This window comes from Achromobacter insolitus, from assembly GCF_002209555.1.
GTDB lineage: Bacteria > Pseudomonadota > Gammaproteobacteria > Burkholderiales > Burkholderiaceae_B > Achromobacter > Achromobacter insolitus.
The window spans coordinates 1,190,890-1,212,004 of the sequence record NZ_NJIF01000001.1 but is presented as its reverse complement, the minus strand read 5'-3'; the positions used below and the strand labels follow the sequence as shown (position 1 = coordinate 1,212,004).

At 64.7% G+C, this 21,115-nt stretch carries 16 protein-coding genes, 3 rRNA genes and 1 other RNA gene; 18 read left to right on the top strand and 2 right to left on the bottom strand.

Annotation, left to right across the window (positions count from 1 at the left end; genetic code table 11):
- From CEY08_RS05465 to CEY08_RS05450, 4 genes are all read left to right on the top strand, one after another.
- Positions 1-102: ribosomal RNA gene (locus CEY08_RS05465) — 23S ribosomal RNA — on the top strand; the annotation flags it as partial.
- A gap of 201 nt (positions 103-303) precedes the next feature.
- A 5S ribosomal RNA gene (gene rrf, locus CEY08_RS05460) occupies positions 304-416 on the top strand.
- 165 nt (positions 417-581) lie between these two features.
- Positions 582-694, top strand: a 5S ribosomal RNA gene (gene rrf, locus CEY08_RS05455).
- 340 nt (positions 695-1,034) lie between these two features.
- A complete protein-coding gene (locus CEY08_RS05450) occupies positions 1,035-1,400 on the top strand; it encodes a DUF4870 family protein (protein WP_042796405.1) in 366 nt (121 codons plus the stop codon).
- Positions 1,401-1,894: 494 nt separating this feature from the next.
- Here the strand turns inward: CEY08_RS05450 and CEY08_RS05445 are convergent, their stop codons facing one another.
- Entirely contained in the window at positions 1,895-2,173 is a 279-nt protein-coding gene (locus tag CEY08_RS05445) for an SWIB/MDM2 domain-containing protein (protein WP_006217453.1), read from the bottom strand.
- Positions 2,174-2,320: 147 nt separating this feature from the next.
- On the opposite strand from CEY08_RS05445, the gene CEY08_RS05440 reads away from it, so the two are divergent.
- Together CEY08_RS05440 and pyrC are read left to right on the top strand one after the other, a co-directional pair.
- Positions 2,321-3,514 (top strand): M20 aminoacylase family protein, encoded by a 1,194-nt coding sequence (locus CEY08_RS05440; RefSeq protein ID WP_042796407.1) that lies wholly within the window; start codon positions 2,321-2,323, stop codon positions 3,512-3,514.
- A gap of 10 nt (positions 3,515-3,524) precedes the next feature.
- On the top strand, positions 3,525-4,589 hold the full coding sequence (gene pyrC / locus CEY08_RS05435; RefSeq protein ID WP_076816288.1) for a dihydroorotase: 1,065 nt from the start codon (positions 3,525-3,527) through the stop codon (positions 4,587-4,589).
- 97 nt (positions 4,590-4,686) lie between these two features.
- Here pyrC and CEY08_RS05430 read toward each other — a convergent pair whose 3' ends face one another.
- Positions 4,687-6,513 carry an ATP-binding cassette domain-containing protein gene (locus tag CEY08_RS05430; RefSeq protein ID WP_076816285.1) on the bottom strand — a complete coding sequence of 609 codons (1,827 nt, stop codon included), beginning with the start codon at positions 6,511-6,513 and terminating at the stop codon, positions 4,687-4,689.
- Positions 6,514-6,645: 132 nt separating this feature from the next.
- Between CEY08_RS05430 and rnpB the strand changes: the two genes are divergently transcribed.
- The 12 genes from rnpB to CEY08_RS05370 all read left to right on the top strand — a co-directional run bounded on the left by rnpB (position 6,646) and on the right by CEY08_RS05370 (position 21,104).
- Positions 6,646-7,050, top strand: an RNA gene (gene rnpB / locus CEY08_RS05425) — RNase P RNA component class A.
- Positions 7,051-7,403: 353 nt separating this feature from the next.
- The gene (gene mraZ, locus CEY08_RS05420; RefSeq protein WP_006226256.1) at positions 7,404-7,832 is read left to right on the top strand and encodes a division/cell wall cluster transcriptional repressor MraZ; all 429 of its coding nucleotides are present in this window, start codon (positions 7,404-7,406) and stop codon (positions 7,830-7,832) included.
- Positions 7,833-7,839: 7 nt separating this feature from the next.
- Entirely contained in the window at positions 7,840-8,934 is a 1,095-nt protein-coding gene (gene rsmH, locus CEY08_RS05415; RefSeq protein ID WP_042796410.1) for a 16S rRNA (cytosine(1402)-N(4))-methyltransferase RsmH, read from the top strand.
- On the top strand, positions 8,934-9,224 hold the full coding sequence (gene ftsL, locus CEY08_RS05410) for a cell division protein FtsL (RefSeq protein ID WP_042796411.1): 291 nt from the start codon (positions 8,934-8,936) through the stop codon (positions 9,222-9,224). Before rsmH ends, ftsL begins: the two co-directional genes overlap by 1 nt.
- The gene (locus CEY08_RS05405) at positions 9,221-10,951 is read left to right on the top strand and encodes a peptidoglycan D,D-transpeptidase FtsI family protein (RefSeq protein ID WP_063642294.1); all 1,731 of its coding nucleotides are present in this window, start codon (positions 9,221-9,223) and stop codon (positions 10,949-10,951) included. Before ftsL ends, CEY08_RS05405 begins: the two co-directional genes overlap by 4 nt.
- Complete coding sequence (gene murF, locus CEY08_RS05400) at positions 10,948-13,803, top strand: bifunctional UDP-N-acetylmuramoyl-L-alanyl-D-glutamate--2,6-diaminopimelate ligase MurE/UDP-N-acetylmuramoyl-tripeptide--D-alanyl-D-alanine ligase MurF (protein WP_076816283.1); 2,856 nt, start codon at positions 10,948-10,950, stop codon at positions 13,801-13,803. The genes CEY08_RS05405 and murF overlap by 4 nt, the downstream gene beginning before the upstream one ends.
- Positions 13,793-14,962 carry a phospho-N-acetylmuramoyl-pentapeptide-transferase gene (gene mraY / locus CEY08_RS05395; protein ID WP_042796413.1) on the top strand — a complete coding sequence of 390 codons (1,170 nt, stop codon included), beginning with the start codon at positions 13,793-13,795 and terminating at the stop codon, positions 14,960-14,962. The genes murF and mraY overlap by 11 nt, the downstream gene beginning before the upstream one ends.
- Positions 14,959-16,491, top strand: coding sequence for a UDP-N-acetylmuramoyl-L-alanine--D-glutamate ligase (gene murD, locus CEY08_RS05390; protein ID WP_063642292.1), 1,533 nt, complete (start codon positions 14,959-14,961; stop codon positions 16,489-16,491). The genes mraY and murD overlap by 4 nt, the downstream gene beginning before the upstream one ends.
- Entirely contained in the window at positions 16,488-17,681 is a 1,194-nt protein-coding gene (gene ftsW / locus CEY08_RS05385) for a putative lipid II flippase FtsW (RefSeq protein WP_042796415.1), read from the top strand. Before murD ends, ftsW begins: the two co-directional genes overlap by 4 nt.
- Complete coding sequence (gene murG, locus CEY08_RS05380; protein WP_076816280.1) at positions 17,678-18,754, top strand: undecaprenyldiphospho-muramoylpentapeptide beta-N-acetylglucosaminyltransferase; 1,077 nt, start codon at positions 17,678-17,680, stop codon at positions 18,752-18,754. The genes ftsW and murG overlap by 4 nt, the downstream gene beginning before the upstream one ends.
- Positions 18,751-20,157: a UDP-N-acetylmuramate--L-alanine ligase gene (gene murC / locus CEY08_RS05375; protein WP_063961754.1), complete on the top strand. Its 1,407-nt coding sequence runs from the start codon at positions 18,751-18,753 to the stop codon at positions 20,155-20,157. The genes murG and murC overlap by 4 nt, the downstream gene beginning before the upstream one ends.
- Positions 20,154-21,104 carry a D-alanine--D-alanine ligase gene (locus tag CEY08_RS05370; protein ID WP_042796417.1) on the top strand — a complete coding sequence of 317 codons (951 nt, stop codon included), beginning with the start codon at positions 20,154-20,156 and terminating at the stop codon, positions 21,102-21,104. Before murC ends, CEY08_RS05370 begins: the two co-directional genes overlap by 4 nt.
- The last annotated feature ends 11 nt before the right edge of the window (positions 21,105-21,115 follow it).

Below are 21,115 nucleotides of genomic sequence, written 5' to 3'. Positions count from 1 at the left end.
CCCCTGAAGGGTCGTTCGAGACCAGGACGTTGATAGGTCGGGTGTGGAAGCGCAGTAATGCGTTAAGCTAACCGATACTAATTGCCCGTGAGGCTTGATCCTATAACACTGATGGTTATTGACCTGGTGATATAGCGTACCAAGTGTCGTTCAATACAAAATCTGGCTGCACCGTCGGCAGCCAGCCAACACCAATTACACCCCACCGTGCGTGATCATCGAGTCTGACTCTGATCACCACGCGTTGTGTTTCTTCCAAGATTGGAGCGGTTGCGTTTACCCGCAGCTGCTCAACCAGTTACGCTTGACGACCATAGCGAGTTGGTCCCACTCCTTCCCATCCCGAACAGGACAGTGAAACGACTTTGCGCCGATGATAGTGGACGGACGTCTGTGAAAGTAGGTCATCGTCAAGCTTTTATTCCGCAGAACCCCACAGGTAACCCCTGTGGGGTTTTGTCTTTGTGAGAGCCTTATGGCTGGCGCCTGTCGAGAACACTCCGGGTGCAGTCATCAGCCTCAATGCCGTATTCCAGGATTGGAGCACCTGCCGACACAGGGCAGGGACTCAAGCAGTTACGCCTGACGACCATAGCAAGGTGGTCCCACTCCTTCCCATCCCGAACAGGACAGTGAAACGCCTTTGCGCCGATGATAGTGGACGGACGTCCGTGAAAGTAGGTCATTGTCAGGCTTTGATTCCAGAGACCCCGCAGCTTGCGCTGCGGGGTCTTTTCTATTGCAGCTCCCCAGTTCTCGAAGCGGTGCTACTCGGAAACAGAAGCCGTGCACCGGAGCGGGCGTCGTATGCATTGGCATGCGGTGCGAGGCACTTCAAGGGACAGCCTCTTGGAGGCATGTGCGGCTTGGAGGCGGACGGGCGCAGCTCCGGCCTTGAGGATTTCTGCAGATGCATGAGACCGCCAATCAGGCTGCAAGCCGCGCCAGCATTGAATGTGCCCAAATAACAACGGCCGTGGGCGGGGTAGCTTTGTGCGGTAAGATTGACCGAGTCAATTCGTTGGAGCGTTATCGTGAGTGATCCCCAGACCCCCGTGCCCGGAACGACGTTAGACCTGCGCACGCTGACACACGTGGCCTATGGCTTGTACGCCCTGGGCTTCTTGACGAGTGGATTCCTGGGCATCGCCACGTTGGCGGCCGTTGTGCTGATGTATCTCAAGCGCTCGGACGCCGCAGGCACCGTCTACGCCGCTCATTTCGACTGGTTGCTGCGGACCTTCTGGTGGGCCCTGCTGTGGCTGGCCATCAGCGCCATTGCGACGCTCATCTTCATCGGCTGGATCGGACTGGCCGCCACCGTGATCTGGGTGCTGTATCGTCTGATCAAGGGCTGGCTGGCATTGCTGGAAGGCACTGCGCCGACAAGCTACGCCTGAGTGCGTGCGCAATGACAAAAGGCCGGCATATGCCGGCTTTTTGCATTCTGGGCCTGGCCCTGTCTGCATGTGCGGCGACATGGATGAGCACGCTTAGGCGAGATGGCAACGGCGTACATGATGGCGAGGAGAGAGGGGCGGGATGCGAAGAAGATGCCCCCGTTCCAGCGTGCACGCATGCGTGCGGGTCACACGCTAATTCAGGCATCGGGGCATGCATACATGTGCAGCGTTGATAGGCGCGCAAGCACGCCCACACAAGCGAGCGTGGCCGGCATGCGATGCAGCTTCGAACTATGCCGATTGCTTGCAGAGGCGCGCCAGGCTTGGCTTTCGGGGAAGGCTGATGTGGGAGATTCAACCATGCCGGTGAGAGGGCGGCAAGGCTGTCGCGATAAGTAGGGCTGCGCTGGGGAGGCGAGCTCGCCCAGGGATGAACCAGGGCGTCGCGACGATATGAAGGCAGGGACGTACGGGGTACGCCCTTTGCCTGCTTACTTCAGATGCGCGTTGACCAGCTTGGTCAATTCGAACATCGTGACCTGATCTTTGCCGAAGATCGGGCGCAGCTTGGCATCGGCGTTGATGTTGCGCTTGTTGCTGGCATCTTGCAGGTTGTGCTTCTTGATGTATTCCCAGATCTTTTTGGTGACCTCGGTACGCGGCACGGCTTCCGAGCCGATGACAGCAGCCAGTTCGGCGCTGGGGGTCAGGGGCTTCATGAATGCAGCGTTCGGCTTGCGCGCGGTCGCGGGTTTGGAGGTTGTGGCCATAATGCGGCGCTCCTTCTCTGGCTGTTGGAAAAATTGTCCTGCGGCCGGAGCATAACGTGTCTCTCCCGTAAAGACAAAGGCATTTATCCTCTGTAGCAACTAAAATGCACAGACTGTCCCCTCTATATCGTCATTCTGTAACCTCCTATGTACGCACGATCTCCTTTGGAATCAATTCGACTCTTTCATGACGAATTGACGGCGCTGCGGCGCGATTTGCACGCGCATCCCGAATTGGGCTTCGAGGAAGTCAGGACCTCCGGTATCGTTGCCGGCGCGCTGGAAGCGCTGGGAATCGAGGTGCATCGCGGCATCGGCAAGACCGGCGTGGTGGGCGTCATACGCGGCAAGCGTTGCGACAGCGGGCGCATGATAGGGCTGCGTGCCGACATGGATGCCTTGCCCATGACGGAGGACAATGACTTCGCGCACAAGTCGACCAAGCCCGGTCTGATGCACGGTTGCGGCCATGACGGCCACACGGCGGTGCTGATCGGCGCCGCGAAGTATCTGTCGCAGACACGTAATTTCGACGGCACCGCAGTGCTGATTTTCCAGCCCGCCGAAGAGGGGCGCGGCGGCGCGCGCGCGATGCTGGAGGACGGACTGTTCGATACCTTCCCTTGTGACGCCATCTATGCGTTGCACAACTGGCCTGGCCTGAAGCCGGGCACGATAGGGATCAATCCCGGGCCGATGATGGCCGCTGCGGACCGCTTCGAGATCCTGATCACGGGACGCGGCGGTCATGGCGCTCATCCTTATCAGACCATCGATCCCGTCACCATCGCGGGGCAGATCATCACCGCACTGCAGACCATCGTGTCGCGCAACGTGAATCCGCTGGATTCCGCTGTGGTGTCCATCGGATCCCTGCAGGCCGGCCATCCTGGCGCGATGAGTGTGATTCCGCGCGAAGCCAGGATGGTGGGCACGGTGCGCACATTCCGCAAGTCTGTCCAGGAGATGGTCGAGACCCGCATGCGCGAGCTGGTGTCCGCGATCGCGGGTGCCTTCGGCGGCACGGCCGAGGTCACCTATGAACGGATTTATCCTGCGACGCTGAACACGCCGCAGCACGCCAACCTGGTGGCCGACATTGCCACCGAGATGATCGGCAAGGAAAACGTCGTGCGTGATCTGACGCCGTCGATGGGCTCCGAAGATTTTTCTTTCATGTTGCAGAGCAAGCCCGGTGCATACTTCCGGCTGGGTCAGGGCGGAGCGGATTCCGGCTGCGTGCTGCACAACTCGCATTTCGATTTCAACGATGCGGTCATCCCCTTGGGCAGCGCGATGTTCAGCGCGCTGGCCGAGCGGGGCATGCCGCTGGCAGATTAAGAAGCCTTTCATGTCTACTCAAAATACGACTCAGCTCACCATCACCCGGCCGGACGACTGGCATCTGCATCTGCGCGACGGCGCTGCGCTGGAGGCCGTGGTGGCGGATACCGCTCGCCAATTCGCGCGCGCCATCATCATGCCCAACCTGAAACCGCCGGTGACGACTACCGAGCAGGCGCTGGCCTATCGCGGCCGCATTCTGGAAGCCTTGAAGAAAGCGGGCGGGAACGTCGATGCCTTCACGCCGTTGATGACGCTGTACCTGACCGACAATACGTCGTCGGAAGAGATCTTTCGCGCTCACGAATCCGGCCAGGTCTACGCCGTGAAGCTTTATCCCGCGGGCGCCACGACCAACTCGGACGCTGGCGTGACCGATCTGCTGGGCAAGTGCACGAAGGCGCTGGAGGCGTTGGAGAAGTGCGGCATGCCCTTGCTGGTGCATGGCGAAGTGACGGATCCGTCGATCGACCTGTTTGACCGCGAAGCGATCTTTGTCGAGCGCGTAATGAAGCCCCTGCGTCGCGCTTTCCCCGCCTTGAAGGTGGTGTTCGAGCACATCACGACGAAAGACGGCGCGGAATATGTGCGGGATGCCGAGGGCCCCATCGCCGCCACGATCACGCCGCAACATTTGCTGTACAACCGCAATGCGATTTTCCAGGGCGGCGTGCGGCCGCACTTCTACTGTCTGCCCGTCCTCAAGCGCGAGACGCACCGGCTCGCGCTGGTCGAGGCGGCGACCAGTGGCAGCCCGCGCTTTTTCCTGGGCACCGATAGCGCGCCGCATGCGCGCGGTTTGAAGGAACATGCCTGCGGCTGCGCCGGTTGCTACACGGCGTTGCACGCCATGGAGCTGTACGCGACTGCTTTCGATGCGGTCGGCAAGTTGGACAAACTGGAAGGTTTCGCCAGTTTCCATGGCCCGGATTTCTACGGGCTGCCTCGCAACACGGGTACGCTGACGCTGGCGCGCGAGGCCTATCAGGTGCCTGAAGAAGTGCCGTTTGGCGGCACGACGCTGGTGCCGCTGGCCGCGGGTGAGGCGCTGGCTTGGCGCGCGCGCGCCTGAGCGGCCTGAAATCGGGCGGGTCAACCGCGGCAAGAAAAAGCCCTCGATTCCGAGGGCTTTTTTCATGTGCCTCTATATGTATATAGAGACACCCTGATTACAGCGTGCCTTCGCGGCGCGCTTCCAGCAGTTCCCAGCGGGCGAAGCGTTCTTCGAGCTCGCTTTCCAGCTTGGCGAGCTCGCTGTTGATGCGTTCTACCTCGGCGGGGGCATCGCGATACAGGCTGCCGTCCGCCAGCTTGCCGGCTAGCTCGGCCTGTTGTGCTTCGAGAGCAGCGATGGCGTCCGGCAAGCCTTCCAGTTCGCGCAGTTCCCAGGAATTCATCTTGGCGGACTTGGCCGGCTTGGGCCGTGCGGCCTTGGCGCGCGCGGCGGCATCGTCGGCGGGCCGGGCTGCCGGAGCGGCGGCTTCGGTGGATACTGCCGGGGCGGGCCGCTGGGCAACCCATTCGTCGTAGCCGCCCACATAGTCGCGCCAGCGACCGTCGCCCTCGTAGGCGATGGTTTGCGTGACCACGTTGTTCAGGAAGGCGCGGTCGTGGCTGACCAGCAGCACCGTGCCCGAGTACTCCTGCAACAACTCTTCCAGCAGCTCGAGCGTTTCGATGTCGAGATCATTGGTGGGTTCGTCCAGCACCAGCACGTTGGCGGGGCGGGCAAACAGGCGCGCCAGCAACAGGCGGGCGCGCTCGCCGCCGGACAGGCTGCGCACCGGAGAGCCCGCGCGGGCGGGCGAAAAAAGGAAGTCGCCCAGGTAGCTCATGACGTGCTTGCGGGCGCCGCCGATTTCGACCCATTCGCTGCCCGGGCTGATGATGTCGACGAGCGTGGCGTTTTCATCCAGCTGCGCGCGCATCTGGTCGAAATAGGCAACTGCGACGTTGGTGCCCAGCCGAGTCGTGCCGCTGTCAGGCTGCATTTCGCCCAGGATCAGCTTGAGCAGGGTGGTCTTGCCGGCGCCGTTGGGGCCGATGATGCCAATGCGGTCGCCACGGAGGATGGTGGTGGAGTAGTCGTCCACCACGATCTTGTCTCCGAAGGCCTTGTGCACGTGATCGAGTTCGGCAACCAGCTTGCCAGAGCGTTGGCCTTCCGCCAGCGCGAGCGACACGTCGCCAACCCGTTCACGACGCTCGGCGCGCTCGACGCGAAGTCGTTCCAGACGCCGCACGCGTCCTTCATTGCGGGTGCGGCGCGCTTCCACTCCCTTGCGGATCCAGACTTCTTCCTGCGCAAGCAGCTTGTCGAAGCGGGCTTGCTCCAAGCGCTCGGATTCGAGCCATTGCGCCTTGCGTTCCTGCCATTGCGAGAAGTTGCCGGGGAAGCTCAGCAGGCGGCCGCGGTCGAGCTCGACGATGCGAGTGGCGACGGCGTCCAGAAAGCGGCGGTCGTGGGTGATGATGACCGCGGCGCCTTTCCAGGCGCGCAGCATGTCTTCCAGCCAGGCGATGCCCTCGAAGTCCAGGTGGTTGGTGGGTTCGTCCAGCAGCAGCAGATCGGGTTCGTCGACCAAGGCGCGCGCCAGGGCGACCCGCTTGCGTGTGCCGCCGGACAGACCGGCGATTTGCACGTCGGCGGGAAGGCCGAGCTTTTCGAGCACCGATCGCACGCGCGACGGACGCTGCCAGTCTTCGTGGTCGCCCTCGACGTTGCAGACGACATCGAAGACCGTGGCGTTCTCGTCGAGCTCGGGTTCCTGTTCGACCGTGGCCACGCGCAGCCCCGAGCTGCGGGCGATATCGCCATCGTCGGGTTGGGTCCTGCCATCCAGCAGCCTCAGCAGCGAGGACTTGCCAGCGCCATTGCGGCCGATAAGTCCGATGCGCTCGCCGGCCTGGATGGCGAAATCGGCGTGATCCAGCAGTGGATGGTGGCCATAGGCCAGCTGGATGTTGGTAAGGGTGATGAGGGTAGCAAGGGCCATGTGGTGAGTAATTTCTACGGCGTCTGAGCGAATCAAGGCGTATTGTCGCAGGAACCCCGGAACGCCGTTTGGGCCGCTTGCGCCAGCGCGCTTCGGGGACAGAGTCGCCGCGTGTAATAGAATACGGACCGCAAGGCGGGTCGGGCGATCGCGGTGGATGCACATCCATCGAGGAAGGTCCGGACTCCACAGGGCAGGGTAACGGCTAACGGCCGTCCGGCCGCGTCCTCGGGCGCGGTTGAGGAATAGGGCCACAGAGACGAGTCTGCGGGGCGGGCGCGCGTCGCGCGCACAGATACGGCCATCTCCGTATCGCGCCGTCCGGCAACGGGCGGCGGCATCGCAGGGTGAAACGCGGCAACCTCTATCCGGAGCAACATCAAATAGGCATGCGTGCGGTCTTCGGACCGCGAAGGGCGGCCCGTCCAAGCATGCGGGTAGGTGGCTAGAGCGGCTCAGCAATGAGTCGTCCAGAGGAATGATCGTCCGCCAGGGAAACCTGGTGTACAGAATCCGGCCTATAGACCCGTCTTGCAACTCATTCTCAACGCGGGCGAGGTTCCAGCTGGAATCTGGCGCCGCGCTGGCCGGCTCGGACATTTTTTCGATCGCTCAAAGCGGCGGGCTCGGCTGGAAGCCTTGCCAACCGGAGCAATCGACCGACCGTAAAACAATGCAAAGCCATTGTTAGCCGCCACTTCTGAAGAAGGACTTTTAGATAGTGCCGCAACCTCCTGATTTATTGGGAGGTTTTTCTTTTTGCGGTTTTACATATTGATCTAAGTCCTTGTTGTGATTGAAAAAATTGCAACCACGCGCTTGACCGCCCCGATCCCATACCGTAGAGTGGGAAATAGTAGGAAATTGTGCAATTAAGTGGGGTAAAAGTGGTGTTTCAGGGAAGCAGCGCGCTCACGCTGGATGCCAAGGGACGGATCTCGATTCCGACCCGGCACCGTGACGCGCTCATGTCGCAGGCCGATGGCCGGCTGACCCTGACACGCCACCCTGACGGCTGCTTGCTGGTCTACCCGCGGCCGGAGTGGGAAAAGAAGCGCGAGCAGATTGCCGCCTTTCCCATGACGGCGCGCGCGTTGCAGCGGCTGTTGCTGGGCAACGCTCAGGACGTGGAACTGGACGGCTCCGGCCGGGTCTTGATCGCTCCTGAACTGCGCAACGCTTCCGGTATGACGCGCGATGTGATGCTGCTCGGTCTGGGCGCGCACTTCGAGCTGTGGGACGCCGCTACCCTGGCCAGCCGCGAGGCTGAGGACCTGGCCAAGGGTATGCCGGATGTGTTGAATCAGTTTTCGTTCTGAAAAAGTTATGGAATTCGAACATCGGCCCGTTCTGCTGGAGCCGACGGTGGACGCGCTGTTGCTGCCCGACTTCGGCGGCAAGGGCGCGGCACGGTCGCATCAGCAGGCCGGGCCGGATGCGGCTACGCGAGCGGAAGGCGGCGTTTTCGTCGACGGCACCTTCGGGCGTGGCGGGCACAGCCGCGAGCTGCTTGGCCGTTTGGGCAAGGCCGCGAGGCTGGTGGTGTTCGACAAGGATCCGGAGGCGATCGCCGTAGCCAGGCAACTGGCGGCAGCGGACCCGAGGGTCACGGTGGTCCATGGCGGCTTTGCCACCATGGCCGAAGAATTGGCGCAACTCGGCATCGGCAAGGTCGATGGCGTGATGCTGGATCTGGGCGTTTCCTCGCCTCAGATCGATGATGCCGAGCGCGGTTTCTCGTTCATGCGAGACGGCCCGCTCGACATGCGGATGGACACCACTCGTGGTCCCACGGTGGCGGATTGGCTGGCGCAAGCCAGTGTGGATGAGATGCGGGAGGTCATAGCGGATTATGGCGAAGAACGGTTTGCTTTTCAGGTTGCAAAGGCGATTGCTGCTCGCCGCGCAACAAGGCCGCTGCGCACCACGCTCGAACTTGCCGAGTGCGTCGCCAGCGCCGTCCGCACGCGCGAAAAGGGGCAACATCCGGCCACACGCACCTTTCAAGCTTTACGGATTTACATCAATCGGGAACTCGAAGAGCTCGCGCGCACCCTCGCGTCAGCTCTAGACCTGCTCGCCCCGGGAGGGAGGTTGGCGGTGATCAGCTTTCATTCGCTTGAAGACCGCATGGTCAAGCAATGCATCGCGGCGGCGGCTCGTCCGGCCGCCGCGCATGCGCGCCTGCCTTTGCGGGAAAGCGAAATGCCCCAGCCGGTCCTGCGTTCGCTCGGGCGTGTGCTGGCCGAAGACGAAGAAGTCTCGGCCAACGCGCGCGCCCGTTCCGCCGTCCTGCGTGTCGCCGAACGCACTGAAACGCCGCTGCCCCCCGAGGGCGGCTTCGCGTTCGTGAAGATCGGTTCGCTGCCGGGCAGCGATCTGGCTGCGCCGCCGCGCCGCGGCAAGGGAGGGCGCCGCTAATGGGTCGCGTCAATCTGATCGTTGCGGCTTTGCTGATGCTGTCGGCCATTTCCCTGGTCACCAGCCGGTATCAGTCGCGCCAGCTTTTTATCGAGCTGGGTCGTGATCAGGCGCAGGCGCGCGACCTCGAAACCAATTGGCGGCGCTTGCAGTTGGACCGCGCCGAACTGGCCCGCAATGCGCGGGTCGACGCCATTGCGCGTGACGGCCTGAAGATGATCTCCATCGTTCCGGACCGCACGCTGTATCTGAATCAGCCTTCCGCCTCCACCTCCGGAGGCGCGCAATGAAACGCGTCCCTTTCTTCGACAACCCGGTGCTGCGCGGGCAACTGCCCACATGGCGCGCGCGCCTGGTGCTGATCCTGCTGTTCGGCGGATTCACCGTGCTGGCCGGCCGCGCCTTGTTCCTGCAGGGCCTGTCCACCGAATTCCTGCAGCAGCAGGGTGAGCGGCGCTACGAGCGCACGCTGACGCTGGCCGCCACGCGCGGCAAGATCATGGACCGCAATGGCGCCGTGCTCGCATCCAGCGTGCCGGCGCGCGCCATCTGGGCGATTCCCGAAGACGCCAAGCAGGCTACGCCGGCGCAGCTGGAAACGTTGGCGAAGCTGCTGGAGACGCCTGTGGCCGATCTGCGCCACCGTCTCGTCGACGAAGACAAGAACTTCGTCTACCTGAAGCGCCAGGTCTCCATGGACGTGGCCGACAAGATCAAGCAACTGGGCATGCCCGGCGTGCACCAGCAGCCAGAGACCCGCCGCTACTACCCGGACGGCGACGTGATGGCCCACGTGGTGGGTTTCAACAGCGTCGAGGACCAGGGGCAGGAAGGGGTCGAACTCACCTTCAACCAGCAGCTTTCCGGCCGCCCGGGCAGTCGCCGCGTCATCAAGGACCGGCTGGGCCGCGTGATCGAGGACGTGCAGGCCGTGACCCTGCCGGTGGACGGCCGCGACCTGCGCCTGTCCATCGACACGCGTTTGCAGTATCTGGTGTTCAAGGCCTTGAAAGACGCCATGGACAAGCACCAGGCCAAGGGCGCCACCGCCGTGGTCGTGGACGTGCACACGGGCGAGATCCTGGCCCTGGCCAACGTGCCCACTTTCGATCCCAACAAGCGCGAAACCTTCCACGGTTCCAAGCTGCGCAACCAGGCCATCACCGATACGTTCGAGCCCGGCTCGATCATGAAGCCGTTCACCGCCGCGCTGGCGCTGGACCTGGGCCGCATCACGACCAAAACCCTGTTCGAGACCGGCAATGGCCGCTTTCAGTATCAGGGCAGCACGATCAGCGACGTGAGCCGTAACGGCACGCTGGACGTGGCGGGCGTGCTGCGCAAGTCCAGCAACATCGGCATGACCATGATTTCCGAGAAGCTGGAATCCCGGGAGATGTGGGACCGCTTCACGGAATTGGGCCTGGGCCAGGCGCCTCAGGTGGGATTTCCCGGCGCTGCGCCCGGGCGCTTGCGCCCCTGGGATCGCTGGCGCCTGATCGAAAAGGCCACGATGGCCTATGGCTACGGCCTGTCGGTGTCGTTGCTTCAGGTGGCGCGCGCCTATACCGTTTTTGCGCGCAATGGCGACATGGTGTCGCTGACGCTGGTCAAGCGCGACAGCGATCCCACCAGCGTCAAGATCTATACGCCCCGGACCACCGAAATGGTGCGCGGCATGTTGGAAGCCGCCGCCGGTCCTGAAGGTACCAAGGCCGCCCAGGTGCAGGGCTACCGCGTGGCAGGCAAGAGCGGAACGGCGCGCAAGATCGTCGACGGCAAGTACAGCATGCAGCGCTATCGGAGCTCGTACGTGGGCTTCGCTCCGGTGTCGGATCCCAAGATCGTCGTGGCGGTGTCCATCGACGAGCCGACGGTTGGCGGCTACTACGGCGGCGCTATCGCCGCGCCCGTGTTCTCCCAGATCGTGGGGGGGAGCTTGCGGCTGATGGGAGTGCGCCCGGACGCACCCTTCGAATCCACAATTGTTGCTGGTCTTAAGGAGCCAGGCAGATGAGCGCCAAAGGCTTCCTCTCCAATCCTGTCGCCACGGTTGCCGAAACCGTGGCGTGGTTGCATTCGCGCGTGTCGTTGACCGCGCACCTCAAGCTGGACTCGCGCGATATCGAGCCGGGCGATGTTTTCGTTGCCTGCCCGGGTCTGTCCAGCGACGGACGTCTCTATATAGAGAAGGCGCTGGCGCTGGGCGCGAGCGCTGTGTTGTTTGAAGCTCCCGCGAGCGAAGCCGTTCAGGCCGTGGCGGACCACGCGCCCATGCTGCCGGTGACCGGCCTGCGTTCCCTGCTGGGCGAGCTGGCCGACACCTGGTATGGCCGTCCGTCGGCAGCGCTCGCGGTCGTGGCGGTGACGGGTACCAATGGCAAGACGTCGTCGGTGCAGTGGATCGCTCATGCGCTGAGCCGCAATGACAAGCCTTGCGGCACGATCGGCACCTTGGGCGCCGTGCTGCCCGACGGCCGCACGCTGGGCGGTGACCTGACGACCCCCGACGTGCTGACCGTGCACCGCACGCTGGCCGCCATGCGCGACGCGGGCGCCAAGGCCGTGGCCATGGAGGCGTCCTCCATCGGCATCGAGCAGGGGCGGATGGATGGCGTGCGCGTTGCGCTGGCGGCCTTCACCAATCTGACGCGCGACCATCTCGACTATCACGGCACGATGGAACGGTACGAAGCCGCCAAGGCGCGCCTGTTCCGTTGGCCGGGCCTGACCGCCGCGGTCATCAACGCCGACGACGAGGCGGGTCGCCGCCTGATCGCCGATCTTCCCGCCGGCATGGCGATGGGCTACAGCCTGAGCGAAGACCCGGAGATTCCCGCCGGCATGCGAGCGCGCGAACTCCAGGCCACTGCCCAGGGCCAGATTTTCACGTTGGTGTCTCCGCACGGCGAGGCCCAGATCGTCACCCGCTTGCTGGGTGCGCACAACGTGTCCAACCTGCTGCTGGTGGCGGGCGTGCTGTATCAACTGGGCCTGCCGTTTGCACAGATTGCACGCGAATTGGCCGCGACGGATCCGGTCGACGGCCGCTTGCAGACGGTCGAGCCGGTGGCGCAAAGCACCCAGGCCGATGCAGGCCGCGGCCCGCTGGTGGTCGTGGACTACGCCCATACTCCCGATGCGTTGTCGCGGGCGCTGTCCGCGTTGCGCGCCGTGGCAACCGCGCGTGCCGGCCGCCTGGTCTGCCTGTTCGGTTGCGGCGGCGAGCGCGATCCGGGCAAGCGTCCCGTGATGGGCCGCATTGCCGCGGACCTCGCCGATCACGTGGTCGTGTCCAGCGACAACCCTCGCACCGAGTCCCCCGAAGCTATCGTCGAGCAGATCCTGACCGGCATTCCCGAGACCGTGCGTCCCAACGTGCAGGTGGATCGAGCGCGCGCCATCATGCAGACCATCTGGGCAGCCGCGCCCGATGATGTGGTGCTGCTGGCCGGCAAGGGACATGAAACGTATCAGGACATCGGGGGCGAGAAGTTGCCCTTCGATGACCGCGAATGGGCGCGGCTGGCGTTGCTGCTGCCGCAGGTCAAGGGCGTATCCACCGACACGCGCCGCATCGGCGAAGGCGAACTGTTCGTGGCGTTGGTGGGCGAAAACTTCGACGCCCACAACTATCTGGACCAGGCCGAGGCGCGCGGCGCATGCGCGGCCGTGGTGGCGCATGCCATGCCTGAAGCCAGGCTGCCGCAGTTGGTGCTGGGCGACACCCGCATTGCGCTGATGCGCATCGGCGCCGCCTGGCGCGCGCGGTTCGCGCTGCCCGTGGTGGCGGTGACCGGCAGCAACGGCAAGACCACGACCAAGGAAATGATCTCGGCCATGCTGGCCGAGTGGCAAGGCGAAGGGAACCGCCTGGCGACGGCGGGCAACCTGAACAACGACATCGGTGTGCCGCTGACCTTGCTGCGCCTGCGGCCGGAGCACCGCGCTGCGGTGTTCGAACTGGGCATGAACCATCCCGGCGAGATCGCGCAGCTGGCCGCCATCGCGGCGCCCACGGTGACGCTGGTGACCAACGCCCAGCGCGAGCATCAGGAATTCATGCACAGCGTGGAGGCGGTCGCGCGCGAAAATGGCGCAGCCATTTCGGCGCTGCCCGAGGATGGTGTGGCGGTCTATCCCGGCGACGAGCCGTATTCGTCTATCTGGGATGCGCTGGCCGAGCCTCGCCGCGTGTTGCGCTTCGGCCTTCAGCCCGGTCTGGACGTGTACGCCGAGCAGATCATTGCGGACGTGAACGCCACGCGCTGCCGCGTGGTCACGCCGGTGGGCGTGGCCGACCTGGCGCTGCCCGTGCCCGGCCTGCATAACTTGCGCAACGCGCTGGCGGCCATCGCCAGTGCGATCGCTGCGGGGGCGCCGCTGGAAGGCGCGGTGCGAGCCTTGGCCAGGTTCAGCCCTGTCGCGGGCCGCATGCAGCACAAGAGTATGAGTGACGGAACGTTGCTCATTGATGACACTTACAATGCCAACCCCGACTCGGTTCGCGTGGCCGTGGATGTGCTGGCCCGCATGGCCGGCATGCGCATCCTGGTGCTGGGCGACATGGGCGAGGTCGGGGACAACGGCCCCGCCATGCATGTCGAGGTGGGCAATTACGCGCGTGAGCAAGGGCTCGACGCGCTCATCACGCTAGGCGAAGCCAGCCGGGCGGCCGCGGCCGCATTCGGTGTGGGCGCGCACGCCTGCGCATCGGTAGACGAAGTGGTTGCCGCATTGCGCGGCTTGCGCCCGTCCTGCGTATTGGTAAAGGGATCGCGCTTTATGCGCATGGAGCGGGTAGTGACGGCTTTTTCTTTGAATGACGGTACGGCGGCCAAGGGGCAGGGAGAGCAGAATGCTGCTTGAAATCGCCCGCATGCTGTCTGACGATGTGCGCGCACTGGGGGTGTTCGAATACATCACCTTGCGCGCTGTTCTGGCATGCGCGACCGCGCTGCTGATCGGCCTGGTGGCCGGTCCACGCGTGATTCGCAAACTGACCGAAATGAAGATCGGCCAGGCCGTGCGCTCCTACGGCCCGGAAACCCATCTGGTCAAGACCGGCACCCCCACCATGGGCGGCGTGCTCATTCTTATTTCCATCGCGATCAGCACGCTGTTGTGGGCGGATTGGACCAACCGCTTCGTCTGGGTGGTGCTGCTGGTGACCTTCGGCTTCGGCTGGATCGGCTGGATGGATGACTACCGCAAGGTGGTCTATCGCGATCCCGAAGGCATGCCCGCGCGGCAGAAGTTCTTCTGGCAGGCCACCATCGGCATGGTGGCCGCGGTGTATCTGGCGTTCGCGGTGTCGGCGCCGGCCAATACCGAACTGTGGCCGCTTTTCAAGGCCTGGGTGGGCAGCGGTTTCACGATGTCCCTGCCGACGCGCGCGGACTTGATCGTTCCGTTCTTCAAGAGCGTGAGCTACCCGCTGGGCGTGCTGGGCTTCGTGGCGCTGACCTGGGCGGTCATCGTCGGCACCAGCAATGCCGTCAACCTGACCGACGGCCTGGACGGCCTGGCCATCATGCCTACCGTCATGGTGGGCAGCGCGCTAGGCATCTTCGCCTACGTGGTCGGCCGCGTCGACTATTCCAAGTACCTGCTCTTTCCTTACATACCTGGCGCGGCCGAACTCATGGTGCTGTGTGCTGCGATAGGCGGCGCCGGCCTCGCATTTTTATGGTTCAACGCGTATCCGGCCCAGGTCTTCATGGGCGACGTCGGCGCGTTGGCGCTGGGGGGCGCGCTGGGCACCATCGCGGTCATCGTGCGCCAGGAAATCGTGCTGTTCATCATGGGCGGTGTGTTCGTGGTCGAGACCCTTTCCGTGATGATGCAAGTGACTTGGTTCAAGTACACGAAGCGACGTTATGGAACAGGTAGACGCATTTTTCGCATGGCTCCGTTGCATCATCACTTTGAAGTGGGTGGATGGAAAGAAACCCAGGTGGTCGTGCGTTTCTGGATCATCAGCATGATGCTGGTGCTGATTGGCCTCTCTACCCTGAAGTTGCGATGAATACGATGGAAACCTCCCGCGCAGACGCGCCGCTCGTCCTGATCCTCGGATTGGGCGAGACGGGTGTCGCCGCCGCTCGCTGGTGCGCCCGACAGGGCGCCCGCTTGCGCGTGGCCGACACGCGCGCCGAGCCGGGCGGATTGGCCGCGTTGCGCGAATCGTTGGCCCAAAGCGAGGTGGAATACCGTCTGGGTTGTGACGAGTCGTTCGACACGGCGCTGCTGGACGGCGTAAGCCAAGTGGTCCTGAGCCCTGGCCTGGCGCCTGCTCAACCGCCCGCCGCGGACCTGCTGCGCGAGGCCGAGGCCCGTGGCATCGAGATCGTCGGCGAAATCGAATTGTTTGCGCGCGCGCTGGCCGACCTGGCCGAAACGCGCGAGTACCGGCCACGCCTGTTGACCGTGACCGGCACCAACGGCAAGACCACCGTTACCGCCTTGACGCGCCAGCTGGTCGAGGCCAGCGGCCTGTCGGCCGTGGCGGCCGGCAACATCAGTCCTGCGGCGCTGGCCGCGCTGATGGACGCGCTGGATGCGGAATCGCTGCCGCAGGTCTGGGTGCTGGAACTCTCCAGCTTCCAGCTGGAAACCACGCGTTCGCTGATGGCCGACGCGGCCGTCGTGCTGAACGTCACCCAGGATCATCTGGATTGGCATGGCGGCATGGAGGCCTACGCACAGGCCAAGGCGCGTCTGTTGAAAATGGCCCGCGTGGCCATCGTCAACCGTGACGATCCGTACACCGTCGACATGGTCGCAACGCTGAACGGGCTGAATGTGCGCAGCTTCGGCCGCGACGTGCCGGAACTGGTCGGCGACATGGGCCTCGAGCTGGGCCAGGGCGTGGCTTGGCTGGTGGCCTGCGAACCCAACGATTTCGATGAGCCCGCGCCGCCGGTGCGCCGCAAGAAGGATGCGCCCGAGCCCGTCCGCGCCAAGGGTCGCATGAGCCGCCTGATGCCGGTGGACGCGTTGCGCATCCGCGGCATCCACAATGCCTTGAATGCCCTGGCCGCGCTGCAACTGGCGCGCTGCCTGGACCTGGGCTGGGGCGCCATGCTGAGGGCGCTGCGCGAGTACACCGGGGAACCCCACCGCGCCGCGTTCGTGCGCACGATCGGCGGCGTCGACTATATCAATGACAGCAAGGGCACCAACGTGGGCGCTACGGTCGCCGCGCTGGAAGGCCTGGGCCAGCAGGTGGTGCTGATCGCCGGCGGCCTGGGCAAGGGCCAGGATTTCTCGCCGCTGATTCCGGGCGTGGCGCGCCATGCGCGAGCCGTGATGCTGATCGGCCAGGACGGCCCGGAGATCGGCCGCGTGCTGGCGCCGACCGGCGTACAGTGCATCACGGTTGAAACGCTGCGCGACGCGGTGCGCGGCGCCGCCGAAATCGCCCAGCCGGGCGATGCCGTGCTGTTGTCGCCCGCCTGCGCCAGCATGGACATGTTCCGCAACTATCCGCATCGCGGACAGGTATTCGTGGAAGAGGTCGAAGACCTGGCCCGCGACCGTGGAGAGATCGCATGAGCCTGATCGCCGATCTCACCGCCAGCGTCAACGCCGTACGGCCCGGCCGTACCCGCATGCGCAATTTCGATCTGCCGCTGGTCATCGCGGCGTCGACCTTGCTGCTGCTCGGCTTGCTGATGGTGTATTCGGCGTCTATCGCGCTGGCCGACGGTCCGCGCTATGCGTCGTATGGCCGCTACTACTTCGTGATCCGCCACGGCCTGTTCATCAGTGCCGGGCTGGTGGGCGCGGCCGTGGTGTTGGCCGTGCCGATCCGCGTCTGGCAGCGTTTGGCGGTGCCGCTGTTCGTGGTGGCCATGGTGCTGCTGGTGGCGGTGCTGATCCCCGGCATTGGCCGCGAGGTCAACGGCGCGCATCGCTGGATCCCGCTGGGTCCGCTGAACTTCCAGCCCTCTGAGCTGATGAAGCTGGCCGCGCTGCTCTACGCCGCCGATTACACCGTGCGCAAGCAGGAACACATGCAGGCTTTCGCCCGCGGCTTCCTGCCCATGGCATTCGCGCTGGCCGGCGTCGGCATGCTGCTGTTGCTGGAACCCGACCTGGGCGCCTTCATGGTGATCGTGGCGATCGCCATCGGCATCCTGTTCCTGGGCGGTATCAACGGCAAGTATTTCAGCAGTCTGCTGGCCGTGCTGGTGGGTACCTTCCTGATGCTGATCTGGCTGTCGCCGTGGCGGCGCGCGCGGCTGTTCGCGTACCTGGATCCCTGGAACGAGGACAACGCCTATGGCAGCGCCTACCAGCTGTCGCATTCGCTGATCGCCCTGGGGCGTGGCGAGTGGTTGGGCGTGGGCCTGGGTGCCAGCGTCGAGAAACTGCACTACCTGCCGGAAGCGCACACCGACTTCCTGATGGCGGTGGTGGGCGAAGAATTGGGTTTTGCCGGCGTGATGCTGGTCATCACCCTGTTTGCCATCATCGTCTATCGCGGCTTCGATATCGGCCGCCAGGCCATCGCCATGGAACGCACTTTCGCGGGCCTGGTCGCGCATGGCGTGGCGATGTGGTTCGGCGTGCAGGCCTTCATCAACATGGGCGTCTGCCTGGGCCTGCTGCCTACCAAGGGCCTGACCCTGCCTCTCATGAGCTATGGCGGTTCGGGCATCGTGATGAATCTGTGCGCGCTGGCCATGCTGATCCGGGTCGACGTGGAAAACCGCGTCATGATGCGTGGAGGGCGGGTATGACGGCCTCTCGCACCATCCTGATCATGGCCGGCGGCACCGGCGGACACATCATGCCGGGCCTGGCCGTGGCCGACGTGCTGCGCGAGCGCGGCTGGCGCGTGCTATGGCTGGGCAATCCCGAAAAGATGGAAGGCCGGCTGGTGCCGCCGCGCGGCATCGAACTGGTTCCGCTGCGCTTTCAGGGCGTGCGCGGCAAGGGCGCGTCGGCGCTCCTGAAGCTGCCGTTCCTGTTGCTGCGTGCATTCGGACAAGCCTGGTCGCGTTTGTCCGATGTGCGGCCCGACGTGGTGCTGGGCATGGGCGGCTATGTGGCATTCCCGGGCGGCGTCATCGCTGCGCTGCGCGGCACGCCACTGGTCGTGCATGAACAGAATGCCGTGGCGGGTACGGCAAACAAGTGGCTGGCCAGGATGGCCCGCCGCGTGCTCAGCGGCTTTCCTGGCGTGCTGCCCAAGGGCGAGGCCATGGGCAATCCGGTGCGCGCGGACTTGTGCGCATTGCCGGATCCGGCGGCGCGCTACGCCGGCCGCAGCGGTCCGTTGCGCGTCCTGGTGGTGGGCGGCAGCCTGGGCGCCCAGGCGCTGAACACCACATTGCCGCAGGCGCTGGCGCGCCTGCCGCAGGAAAGCCGGCCGGTGGTGGTGCACCAGGCTGGCGAGCAACATCTGCCCGCGCTGCAGCAGGCCTATGCCCAAGCGGGCGTGGCGGCCGATTGCCGCGCCTTCATCGACGACATGGCGGGCGCCATGGGTGACGCCGACCTGCTGATTTGCCGCGCGGGGGCCATGACGGTGTCCGAAGTGGCCGCTGCGGGTGTCGCGGCGTTGTTCGTGCCGTTCCCGCATGCGATCGATGACCATCAGACTGCCAACGCGCGCTTCCTGAGCGACGCGCAGGCCGCCTGGCTGCAGCCGCAAACTGGCCTGACGCCCGAGTGGCTGGCGCAGTGGCTGGGCCAGCGCACCCGACAAGAACTTCAAGCCGTGGCCGAACGGGCCCGCGCGCATGCGCGTCCCGAAGCCGCGGCTCATATCGCCGACGTCTGTGAACAAGCAGCGGGGCGTTCATCATGAAACATAGAATTCAACATATCCATTTCGTAGGCATCGGCGGCTCGGGCATGAGCGGCATTGCCGAAGTGCTGCTCAATCTGGGCTACACCATCAGCGGGTCCGACCTGAACGAGTCGGCCGTGACGCGCCGCCTGGCTGGCCTGGGCATGAAGATCGCGATCGGCCACGTGGCCAGCAACGTCACCGGCGCCGCTGCCATCGTCACGTCCACGGCCGTGGCGGGCGACAACCCCGAAGTGATCGCGGCGCGCGCGGCGCGCATTCCGGTGGTGCCCCGGGCCATCATGCTGGCCGAGCTGATGCGCCTGAAGCGCGGCATCGCCGTCGCCGGCACGCACGGCAAGACGACCACGACCAGCCTGGTCGCCAGCGTGCTCGCCGCAGGAGACCTGGATCCGACCTTCGTGATCGGCGGCCGCCTGAATTCCGCGGGTGCCAACGCGCGTCTGGGACAGGGCGATTACATCGTGGTCGAGGCGGACGAATCCGATGCCTCGTTCCTGAACCTGTTGCCGGTGATGGCCATCGTTACGAACATCGATGCCGATCACATGGACACCTATGGGCACGATGTGGCGCGCCTGAAGAGCGCGTTCATCGAATTCACGCAGCGCCTGCCGTTCTACGGCAGCGCCGTGCTGTGCTCGGACGACGCCAATGTGCGCGAGATCATGCCCTTCGTGTCGCGGCCCATCACGACCTATGGCCTGAATGAAGAGGCGCAAGTGCGCGCCTACGAAGTGCAGCCGGAAGGCACGCGCATGCGTTTCAACGTCCAGCGCACGCACCGCGACACGCTGCTGCCGCCGTTGCAGGTGGAACTGAATCTTCCGGGCCTGCACAACGTGCGCAACGCGCTGGCCGCGATCGCCGTGGCGACCGAGCTGGGCGTGGCTGACGAGGCCATCTGCGAGGCGCTGTCGTCGTTCCGCGGAGTGGGGCGCCGCTTCACGCAGACGGGCGAATTTCCCGTGCCTGCCAGTCATGGCGGCGGCACCTTCACGGTGATCGACGACTACGGCCATCACCCGGTGGAAATGGCCGCCACGCTGGCCGCCGCGCGCGGCGCCTGGCCCGACCGCCGCATCGTATTGGCGTTCCAGCCGCACCGTTATACGCGCACCCGCGACTGCTTCGAGGACTTCGTGCGCGTGCTGGGCACGGCCGACGCCGTGCTGCTGACCGAGGTCTACGCCGCGGGCGAACCGCCGCTGGTGGCTGCGGACGGCCGCGCCCTGTCGCGCGCATTGCGCGTGGCTGGCAAGGTCGAGCCGGTGTTCGTCGAGGATGTGGCGGAGCTGCCGCAGGCCATCGTGGATTTCGTGCGCGATGGCGACGTGGTGATAGTGATGGGAGCGGGTTCGATCAGCAAGGTCCCCGCCCAAGTAGGAGAACTGGCATGAGCACGCAATTCGGCAAGGTAGGGGTGTTGTACGGGGGACGTTCCGCCGAGCGCGAGGTGTCCTTGATGTCAGGCACCGGCGTGCACCAGGCGTTGCTCAGCGCCGGCGTGGACGCGCACCTGTTCGACACGGCCGAACGCAGCCTGTCCGAACTGGCCGAGCAGAATTTCGACCGTGTGTTCATCGCCCTGCATGGCCGCTATGGCGAAGACGGGACGATCCAGGGCGCCCTGGAACTGCTGGGCATTCCCTACACCGGCAGCGGCCCGCTGGCCTCCGCGCTGGCCATGGACAAGACCATGACCAAACGCGTGTGGCTGCAGCATGGCCTGCCCACCCCGGATTTCGAGTTGCTGGACGCGGATACCGAACTGCGCCTGGTGCCGGATCGCCTGAGCCTGCCGCTCATCATCAAGCCGCCGCACGAGGGTTCGACGGTGGGCATCACCAAGGTGGTGGGCTATTCCGACATGAAGGAAGCCTATGCCGCGGCCGCGCGTTTTGACGCCGAAGTGCTGGCCGAGCAATTCATCACCGGCCGCGAGCTGACCGTGGCGCTGCTGGGCGCAGGCAAGACTGCGCGCGCGCTGCCCGTCATCGAGATCGCGGCCCCTGGCGGCAATTACGACTACGAGCACAAGTACTTTTCCGACGACACGCAGTATTTCTGCCCGGCCACGCTGCCGCCCGAGGTCGCCGCGGAAGTTGCCGAGATCGCGGTCAAGGCCTATCGCGCCCTGGGCTGCGAGGGTTGGGGCCGCGCGGACTTCATCCTCGACGGCGACAACCGGCCGTGGTTGCTGGAAATGAACACCTCGCCTGGCATGACCAGTCACTCACTCGTTCCCATGGCCGCCAAGGCCGTGGGAATCAGCTACGCCGATCTGTGCGTGGCGATATTGTCCGAGGCCGCGTGCAAAGTGCGCAGCCCGGCCCGCAACGCTTGACCCGGATACTC

Coding starts and splice junctions, on each gene's coding strand:
- CEY08_RS05445 (WP_006217453.1), bottom strand. CDS start 2,173: ATGGCCACAACCTCCAAACCCGCGACCGCGCGCAAGCCGAACGCTGCA.
- CEY08_RS05440 (WP_042796407.1), top strand. CDS start 2,321: ATGTACGCACGATCTCCTTTGGAATCAATTCGACTCTTTCATGACGAA.
- pyrC (WP_076816288.1), top strand. CDS start 3,525: ATGTCTACTCAAAATACGACTCAGCTCACCATCACCCGGCCGGACGAC.
- CEY08_RS05430 (WP_076816285.1), bottom strand. CDS start 6,513: ATGGCCCTTGCTACCCTCATCACCCTTACCAACATCCAGCTGGCCTAT.
- rsmH (WP_042796410.1), top strand. CDS start 7,840: ATGGAATTCGAACATCGGCCCGTTCTGCTGGAGCCGACGGTGGACGCG.
- ftsL (WP_042796411.1), top strand. CDS start 8,934: ATGGGTCGCGTCAATCTGATCGTTGCGGCTTTGCTGATGCTGTCGGCC.
- CEY08_RS05405 (WP_063642294.1), top strand. CDS start 9,221: ATGAAACGCGTCCCTTTCTTCGACAACCCGGTGCTGCGCGGGCAACTG.
- murF (WP_076816283.1), top strand. CDS start 10,948: ATGAGCGCCAAAGGCTTCCTCTCCAATCCTGTCGCCACGGTTGCCGAA.
- mraY (WP_042796413.1), top strand. CDS start 13,793: ATGCTGCTTGAAATCGCCCGCATGCTGTCTGACGATGTGCGCGCACTG.
- murD (WP_063642292.1), top strand. CDS start 14,959: ATGAATACGATGGAAACCTCCCGCGCAGACGCGCCGCTCGTCCTGATC.
- ftsW (WP_042796415.1), top strand. CDS start 16,488: ATGAGCCTGATCGCCGATCTCACCGCCAGCGTCAACGCCGTACGGCCC.
- murG (WP_076816280.1), top strand. CDS start 17,678: ATGACGGCCTCTCGCACCATCCTGATCATGGCCGGCGGCACCGGCGGA.
- murC (WP_063961754.1), top strand. CDS start 18,751: ATGAAACATAGAATTCAACATATCCATTTCGTAGGCATCGGCGGCTCG.
- CEY08_RS05370 (WP_042796417.1), top strand. CDS start 20,154: ATGAGCACGCAATTCGGCAAGGTAGGGGTGTTGTACGGGGGACGTTCC.